This is a genomic window from Buchnera aphidicola (Pemphigus obesinymphae), assembly GCF_026122815.1.
Classification (GTDB): Bacteria; Pseudomonadota; Gammaproteobacteria; order Enterobacterales; family Enterobacteriaceae; genus Buchnera_C; species Buchnera_C aphidicola_BJ.
The window spans coordinates 1-308 of sequence record NZ_JAIWQW010000118.1 but is presented as its reverse complement, the minus strand read 5'-3'; the positions used below and the strand labels follow the sequence as shown (position 1 = coordinate 308).

General features: G+C 22.1%; 1 pseudogene. It reads right to left on the bottom strand.

The features are described 5' to 3' along the window. Window positions 1-308: pseudogene (gene mnmA / locus LDP10_RS03380) on the bottom strand (tRNA 2-thiouridine(34) synthase MnmA); the annotation flags it as partial.

The window sequence follows — 308 nt, the reverse complement described above, 5'->3', positions numbered from 1 at the left end:
GGGAATAAAATTTTTTTTATTTTTTCAGTATTTAAAGTATATAAAAAATAACTTTGATCTTTATTACCATCGATACCTCTTAATAATCTTATTTGATTATTTACAATTTGAGTACGAACATAATGTCCTGTAGCAATAAAATTTCCTTTAAGTACTTTCAAAGCAAACTCAAAAAATACTTTAAATTTTATTTCCTTATTACACAAAATATCCGGAGTAGGTGTTCGTCCTCTTTTATATTCTGATAAAAAATTTTTAAAAACATATTCCCAATATTCTGAAGAAAAATTTATTTTATGTAAGTAAAT